We start from the raw sequence: 6,718 nt of genomic DNA, 5'->3' as shown, positions 1-6,718 counted from the left end.
GTACAGGGGATGCGGGAGGGGGTGAAGGGCAGCAGTCCAGGCGTTGCGGCCTGACTCACCCCTTTTTCAGGAGCCCCAGCACGAAGGTGACCACAGCCATGATCACGAACACAAAGAACAGAATCTTCGCAATGCCCACGGCACCGGCAGCAATACCGCCAAAACCGAAGAGGGCTGCAATCAGCGCGATCACCAGAAAAACAACTGCGTAGTGCAACATTTCCATCTCCTTATGGGTGGCCGGCTTGCCGGCAGATCGGGTGGCGCCAAAACCTCAACGCCTGGGACCAACTGTAGGTATCTCCTTGTGCCCTGGATGCCGGTGCGCGGCGCGCGCCCATGTCGGCGGCGCAGTGGGGGTCATGTAGGACGGCGCGCACTGGCCGGACCGGACGCACGGTAGCGCGCACAAGCGGCTGTAGCGCAGGTACGCCACGACGGGACGCTGGCTCCTGGCATGGCGTGCCCACAGCCCGCAGGTGTCACACGTGGGCCTGCATGCGCTGCGCCACGCAATGCGGGGAATGAGGGAGACGCCGAAAGAAGGCGGCGAATGCCTCAGGCGTCGTGCGCAGCGGCGTTGCGGCGCGGCTCCGACGAGGTGCGCGGCAGCGGCAGCACGGCCGACAACAAGGTGCCATTGCCAGGCCGCGAAGTGAGCGTGAGACGCCCGCCCGCTGCCTCGACCCGGTGGCGCATGCCAGCCAAGCCGTGCGAAGTGGGGCGCACGGTGCCCGGGTCGAAACCCACACCATCGTCGCGCACCTGCACCGCCACATGCGTGGGGTAGCCGTGCACCGACACCAGCACCTTGCTGGCCTTGGCGTACTTGCCGATGTTGGTCAGCGCCTCTTGCACCATGCGATACACCGTGAGCTGCGCTGCGTCGGGCAGTTGAACGGCCTCCAGACTGGTCTCAACCTCAATGCCTGCGCGCTCGGCGTATTCACGTGTCAGGATCTCCAGTGCGGCGGTGAGCCCCAGGTTCGACAGCGACGACGGTCGCAGGTCTTCGATGATGCGACGCTTGAGCGCAATGCCGCTGTTGAGCGTTTCGGTGAGGTGCTTGAGGCGCTCGGCAATGTCGGGCGCAGTGGCGTCGATCTTGGATTTGAGGCGCGCCACATCCAGCTTGGCAGCCGTCAGCAGCGCGCCCAGCTCGTCGTGCAGTTCCCGCGCCAGATGGCCCCGTTCTTCTTCGCGCACCTGCTGCAAGTGGTTGGCCAACTCGGACAGCGTGGCCGTACGGTCGCGCACCAGCCCTTCCAGGCGGTCGCGCTCACGCTCCAGCACCTCTTGCTCGCGCAGGTTGACGGTCTGAACCGCCTGCGTCTGGCGCAGGTACATGTAGAACGCCAGCAGGCCGATGGCAGTGACCGTGGCAATGCCGATGCGCGACAGCATCAGCGACTGTTCAATCTGCTCGCGGCCTTGCTGCAGGCGCCGATCACTGCGGGCGATGAGCTCTTGCGCATGTTGCCGGATCGCCTCCATGTGCTCCTTGCCCACGTCCGTGTTCAGAATGAACTTCCATGCATCTTCGTTGCCCTGGCGGCGCAGGCGCAGGCTCAACTCCATCTCAGCCAGCTTGCGCGATATCTGCCGCGACAACAGTGCAAACTCCTGCATGTCTTCTGGCGAGGCCATGAACTGGGTGCGCAGGCTGTCAAGATTGGTCTGCACCGTGGCTACAGCCTTGTCGTAGGGCTCCAGGTAGGTTTCATTACCCGTGAGCAGATAACCGCGTTGACCGGTCTCTGCATCCAGCATGCTCTGCAGCAACTTGTTCACATCAGACCTTGTGGTCAGCCCCTGGGCCAGTTGTTCCACCGCGTCCTGCGAACGCATGTGCCCTGTTTCATTGATGCCCACCAGCACCATGGCCGCCAACAGCGCCATGGGCAGGCTCAAGGCCATCTGTCGGACTTTTGGTAACCAACGCCGGGTGTTTTCTTGGAGATTCATACGCTTATTCTGGATAATGACCCGTTACCTGCCAGGTGCGCCAGCCATGCAACGACATGCCGAGCGCCTGGACTTCAATACACACCGGCAGCACCTTTGCTGCCGCCTCGAAAGAAGCATCAATGATCAAGATTGGCATTGTGGATGACCACGCGATTGTTCGTTCCGGGCTGCGGCAGTTCTTGTCCGAGCACGTGGACTTGCGGGTGGAAGGCGAGGCGGCCAATGGCCGCGAGGCCATCGACCTGGTGCGCAACAAGGAAATCGATGTGCTGCTGATGGACCTGTCGATGCCTGGCCAAAGCGGGCTGGACGCGCTGGCCATGCTGCGCGCCAAGGCGCCCGACATGGGCATCCTGATCCTGAGTGGCTACCCTGAAGAACACTACGCGATCAACCTGATCCGCCAGGGTGCCAGTGGTTACCTGAACAAGGAGTGCGAACCGTCGGAGATCGTGGAGGCCATCCGCACCATTGCTCTGGGCCGCCGCTACCTGACGCCTGCCGTGGCCGAACTGCTGGCACAGCAACTCAACCGCAAGGACGATGCGCCACCGCATGAGCAGCTGTCTGAGCGAGAGTTCCAGGTGTTCCTGAAGCTGGCCAAGGGAGAAACGGCGGGCGATATCGCCAAGTCGTTGTCGCTCAGCGTGAAAACGGTGAGCACGTACCGCACACGCCTGATGGAAAAGATGAGCCTCTCGTCCAACAGCGACCTGACCTACTACGCACTCAAAAATCGCCTGATCGACTGACATCCAGGACCTGGCCAGAGCCCGGCGCTGGCGGGCGTGGGCAGGTCTTGCTTTTGCGCTGAAAAAGAAGGAAAAAGAAACACCCCGACTGCCGCATGCACCGACGCACGCGGCGGCGGGTTGTGTCACTGGGATGCGCCCGATGATGCGGCAGACACACCGCCGCCGCTACCGGCCTCCAGCCCGTGGGCCGGGCTGCTGTGCTGTACGCAGTAGTCCACCAACGCGTCGATCTCGTTGGATTTGTCAAACACTGCATCCACACCCAGCTGCGCACAGCGCATGCGCACATCCGGCGTGGCGTAGTTGCTGAGCACCACCATTTTTTGGCCGGGCCGCCGCGTGCGGCAGGCAGCAAGCACACCCAAACCGCTGCCCTGGCGCAAGAACAGATCCACGATGGCCAAGTCCCACTCCTCAGGGTGCGAGGACAACCAGTTCGTACCGTCGTCTTCGGTTTCTGCCACGCCCACCGCTTCTACAGACGCCAACTCCTCCAGAGTTCCGATCAGGTTCTCGCGGATGGTCGCGTTGTCTTCAACAATGTAGGTGCGCAGTTTCACGGGCGGGTCCATGTGTACGGACAGTGCGGGTCACGCTGTCCTAGCCTTGAATTTAAGGCTTCCATGCGCCGGATTCTGCCAGCCACAACACGCTGGCCATGTAGGAAAAATCCTACCGCGCAACACACACCTTGCAATGGGCGTGGCGCTGAACGCGCATGGTGCTCCACTCCATAGCCCGGCCATCGAGCATCAGCAGCCGACCCGCCAGCGACTGCCCCACACCCGCTATGAGCTTGAGCGCCTCGGCTGCCTGCATCGCACCCACCACACCCACCAGCGGAGCAAATACACCCATCGTGGAGCAGCGGACTTCTTCAAACTCCGCATCCGGCGGGAAGATGCAGGCATAACAAGGCGACTGCGCATCGCGCGGGTCCACCACCGTGATCTGCCCATCGAACTGGATCACAGCCCCCGCCACCAAGGGTTTGTTATGACGCACACACGCGGCATTGACCACCTGGCGGGTCGCATAGTTGTCGCTGCAGTCGAGTACCACGGTGGCATCGCGCACCAGACTGTCGAGAGCCGCCGCATCCACCCGGGCCTGCAGCGCGGTGACCTGCACCTCGGGGTTGATGTCGGCCATGGCCTGCGCCGCCGACTGGACCTTGGGACTGCCCACGCGCGCGGTGGTGTGCGCAATCTGGCGCTGCAGGTTGGTCAGGTCCACCACATCGTCATCGACGAGTGTGATGTGGCCCACACCGGCGGACGCCAAGTACAGCGCAGCGGGCGACCCCAACCCGCCAGCGCCGATGATGAGAGCATGGGCTTCCAACACCCGCTCCTGTCCCTCGATGCCCACCTCGTCGAGCAGGATGTGGCGGGAATAGCGCAGGAGCTGGTCATCGGTCATGGGAAGGCTGGCCTGCAGCGGCCAAAAAATCAACGGTGAAACAGGCGGACATGAAAAAGGCTGGATTCCTCGCGAAATCCAGCCCGGGGTCAGAGCGCGAAAGGCTCAATTCTCTTTCTTTTCTTCCTTGCGCTCTGTCAGCGTCTTGCTGACCAGCACAGGGCGACCCTTGAGCTGGTTGAGGGCCTGCACCAGCTGGAAGTCTTTGTCCGAACCGAATTCGGGCACCTTGCGGTCGGCCGCAGGCTTCTTGGCTTCTTCTTCCATGCGCTTGCGGGCTTCCTCACGGGCCTTTTCACGGGCTTCGTCCTTCTTCTCTTCACCCTGGCCGCTGTTCAAATGCTTGTCCAGATCTGCCTCGCGCATGCGCAAGGCGGCAAAGATGTTGCCCTCTTCCGACTCGTCAATCATCACGTCGGGCACGATGCCCTTGGCCTGGATCGACTTGCCACTCGGCGTGTAATAGCGGGCGGTGGTCAGCTTGATGCCCGTGTCAGGCCCCAGCGGACGCACGGTCTGCACCGAGCCCTTGCCAAAGGTCTGGCTGCCCATGATGGTGGCGCGCTTGTGGTCCTGCAGCGCGCCAGCCACGATCTCGCTGGCGGAGGCAGAGCCTTCGTTGACCAGCACCACCAGCGGCACCGCCTTGAGGGACGCGGGAAGGCGTTTGAGCGGATCACCGCCGCCGCGGCGCTGGTAGTAGTCGGGGGCAGCCTTGTAGGTGGCCTTGCTGTCGGCCAGCTGGCCATTGGTGGTGACCACCGTCACGTTCTCGGGCAGGAAAGCCGCAGAAATTGCCACGGCTGCATCCAGCAGGCCGCCCGGGTCGTTGCGCAGGTCCAGCACCAGGCCCTTGAGGTTGGGCTCCTGCTTGTAGACCTCTTCCACCTTGCGCACAAAGTCATCCACCGTGCGCTCCTGGAATTGCGACAGGCGGATCCAAGCGTAACCGGGCTCGATCACCTTGCCCTTGACGGACTGGGTCTTGATCTCTTCGCGCGTGATGGTGACGGGGAACGTGCGGTTCTCGTCCTTGCGGAAGATGGTGAGGGTGACCTTGGTGCTGGGCTCGCCGCGCATGCGCTTGACGGCGTCATTCAGCGCCAGGCCCTTGACGGCGGTTTCGTCGATCTTGGTGATGAGGTCGTTGGTCTTGAGCCCGGCGCGGAAGGCCGGCGAGCCTTCGATGGGCGACACGATCTTGATCAGGCCGTCTTCCTGCGTGATCTCGATGCCCACGCCCACGAAGCGGCCGGAAGTGCCCTCGCGGAATTCCTTGAAGGACTTCTTGTCGAAGTACTGCGAGTGCGGATCCAGGCTGGAGACCATGCCGGAGATGGCGTCGGTGATGAGCTTCTTGTCATCGACCGGCTCGACGTAATCGGTCTTGACTAGGCCGAACACGGCGGACAACTGCTGGATTTCTTCGAGCGGCAACGGCGTCATGGCGCCACGCGCCACCGTTTGCAGTGACACCGTGGTGAGCGCACCCGCCACCACGCCTACCGATACCCATCCTGCAATCTTGAGTTTGTGGCCCATACAACACCTTTTACCGCTTCGAAACCAATATACACCTTGGAAGGGCCAAACCCGCCGCAGTTCCGCATGGATGCTCACTTTGGCGGGGATAAGCGGGGTTTACCCCGCTCTTTACCTGCGATTTACGCTTTGCCCTGCGATGCCACGGCGGCTGCGGCCTTGGCCGCCGCTTCGGCATCGCCCAGATAGTAGTGACGGATGGGCTTGAGGTCGGCGTCGAGCTCGTATACCAGTGGAATCCCGTTGGGAATGTTCAGACCCACGATGTCGGTCTCGGAGATGTTGTCCAGATACTTCACCAGCGCGCGGATGGAGTTGCCATGCGCAGCCACCACCACCCGCTTGCCCGAGCGGATGGCGGGCGCCATGGCCTCGTTCCAGAACGGCAGCACGCGGGCCACGGTGTCTTTCAGGCACTCGGTCAGGGGCACATTCTCGGCAGCCACCCCAGCGTAGCGGCGGTCACCACGCTCGCTGCGGGGGTCGGTGGCTTCCAGCGCTGGCGGGGGCGTGTCATAGCTGCGGCGCCATACCAGCACCTGCTCGTCGCCATACTGCTTGGCCATGTCGGCCTTGTTCAGGCCCTGCAGGGCGCCGTAGTGGCGCTCGTTCAGGCGCCAGTCCTTGACCACGGGCAGCCAGGTGCAGTCCATTTCGTCCAGCGTGTACCAGAGGGTGTGGATGGCACGCTTGAGCACGCTGGTGAACGCCAGATCGAACTCGTAGCCCTCGGCCTTGAGCAGCTTGCCGGCCGACATGGCCTGGGAGACACCGGTGGGCGTGAGGTCCACATCGGTCCAGCCGGTAAAGCGGTTTTCAAGGTTCCAGGTGGATTCGCCGTGGCGGATCAGAACGAGCTTGTACATGGTTTCCCCAGGAAAGGCAGGTCAAAAAAATGCGGGCCAAAACCCAGCATTCTAGAATTACGCTGTTCGCCAACCCAAGGAAGCTTCGTGAAATTCATTATTGATAACTGGTATCTGTTCCTCGTTGCGCTGGCTTCGGGCAGCATGTTGCTGTGGCCGGTCCTC

Annotated in this window: 8 protein-coding genes and 1 pseudogene; 2 read left to right on the top strand and 7 right to left on the bottom strand. The window is 62.5% G+C overall.

Annotated features, from left to right (window positions below; translation table 11 throughout):
* Nucleotides 1–55: 55 nt before the first annotated feature.
* The 3 genes from DBR23_RS19265 to DBR23_RS32145 all read right to left on the bottom strand — a co-directional run bounded on the left by DBR23_RS19265 (nt 56) and on the right by DBR23_RS32145 (nt 2,095).
* Nucleotides 56–220 (bottom strand): DUF1328 domain-containing protein, encoded by a 165-nt coding sequence (locus DBR23_RS19265; protein ID WP_010463174.1) that lies wholly within the window; start codon nt 218–220, stop codon nt 56–58.
* A gap of 338 nt (nt 221–558) precedes the next feature.
* Nucleotides 559–1,965, bottom strand: coding sequence for a CHASE3 domain-containing protein (locus DBR23_RS19260; RefSeq protein ID WP_108499274.1), 1,407 nt, complete (start codon nt 1,963–1,965; stop codon nt 559–561).
* Between the two features lie 4 nt (nt 1,966–1,969).
* Nucleotides 1,970–2,095 carry a hypothetical protein gene (locus DBR23_RS32145; protein WP_255424896.1) on the bottom strand — a complete coding sequence of 42 codons (126 nt, stop codon included), beginning with the start codon at nt 2,093–2,095 and terminating at the stop codon, nt 1,970–1,972.
* Here DBR23_RS32145 and DBR23_RS19255 point away from each other — a divergent pair.
* Nucleotides 2,088–2,720, top strand: coding sequence for a response regulator transcription factor (locus DBR23_RS19255; protein WP_056065924.1), 633 nt, complete (start codon nt 2,088–2,090; stop codon nt 2,718–2,720). The genes DBR23_RS32145 and DBR23_RS19255 overlap by 8 nt on opposite strands.
* A gap of 125 nt (nt 2,721–2,845) precedes the next feature.
* On the opposite strand, the gene DBR23_RS19250 is transcribed toward DBR23_RS19255, so the two are convergent.
* The 4 genes from DBR23_RS19250 to gpmA form a co-directional block, all read right to left on the bottom strand.
* A complete protein-coding gene (locus DBR23_RS19250; protein ID WP_099732203.1) occupies nt 2,846–3,283 on the bottom strand; it encodes a response regulator in 438 nt (145 codons plus the stop codon).
* 112 nt (nt 3,284–3,395) lie between these two features.
* Nucleotides 3,396–4,145 carry a HesA/MoeB/ThiF family protein gene (locus tag DBR23_RS19245; protein WP_108499275.1) on the bottom strand — a complete coding sequence of 250 codons (750 nt, stop codon included), beginning with the start codon at nt 4,143–4,145 and terminating at the stop codon, nt 3,396–3,398.
* Nucleotides 4,146–4,250: 105 nt separating this feature from the next.
* Nucleotides 4,251–5,687, bottom strand: coding sequence for a S41 family peptidase (locus DBR23_RS19240; RefSeq protein WP_056065928.1), 1,437 nt, complete (start codon nt 5,685–5,687; stop codon nt 4,251–4,253).
* A 122-nt stretch (nt 5,688–5,809) separates the two neighbouring features.
* Entirely contained in the window at nt 5,810–6,553 is a 744-nt protein-coding gene (gene gpmA, locus DBR23_RS19235) for a 2,3-diphosphoglycerate-dependent phosphoglycerate mutase (RefSeq protein WP_015015479.1), read from the bottom strand.
* On the opposite strand from gpmA, the pseudogene DBR23_RS31135 reads away from it, so the two are divergent.
* A pseudogene (locus tag DBR23_RS31135) lies at nt 6,527–6,718 on the top strand (hypothetical protein); the annotation flags it as partial. The gene gpmA and the pseudogene DBR23_RS31135 overlap by 27 nt on opposite strands.

This window comes from Acidovorax sp. HMWF018 (assembly GCF_003061035.1).
In the GTDB taxonomy this organism is placed as follows: Bacteria; Pseudomonadota; Gammaproteobacteria; order Burkholderiales; family Burkholderiaceae_C; genus Acidovorax; species Acidovorax delafieldii.
The sequence above is the reverse complement of the archived record's forward strand: the minus strand, read 5'-3'. Positions and strand labels throughout refer to the sequence as shown.

What these genes read in the sequence shown, in the direction of transcription:
- DBR23_RS19245 (WP_108499275.1), bottom strand. Translation starts at nt 4,145, where the DNA reads ATGACCGATGACCAGCTCCTGCGCTATTCCCGCCACATCCTGCTCGAC.
- DBR23_RS19240 (WP_056065928.1), bottom strand. Translation starts at nt 5,687, where the DNA reads ATGGGCCACAAACTCAAGATTGCAGGATGGGTATCGGTAGGCGTGGTG.
- gpmA (WP_015015479.1), bottom strand. Translation starts at nt 6,553, where the DNA reads ATGTACAAGCTCGTTCTGATCCGCCACGGCGAATCCACCTGGAACCTT.
- DBR23_RS19260 (WP_108499274.1), bottom strand. Translation starts at nt 1,965, where the DNA reads ATGAATCTCCAAGAAAACACCCGGCGTTGGTTACCAAAAGTCCGACAG.
- DBR23_RS19265 (WP_010463174.1), bottom strand. Translation starts at nt 220, where the DNA reads ATGTTGCACTACGCAGTTGTTTTTCTGGTGATCGCGCTGATTGCAGCC.
- DBR23_RS19255 (WP_056065924.1), top strand. Translation starts at nt 2,088, where the DNA reads ATGATCAAGATTGGCATTGTGGATGACCACGCGATTGTTCGTTCCGGG.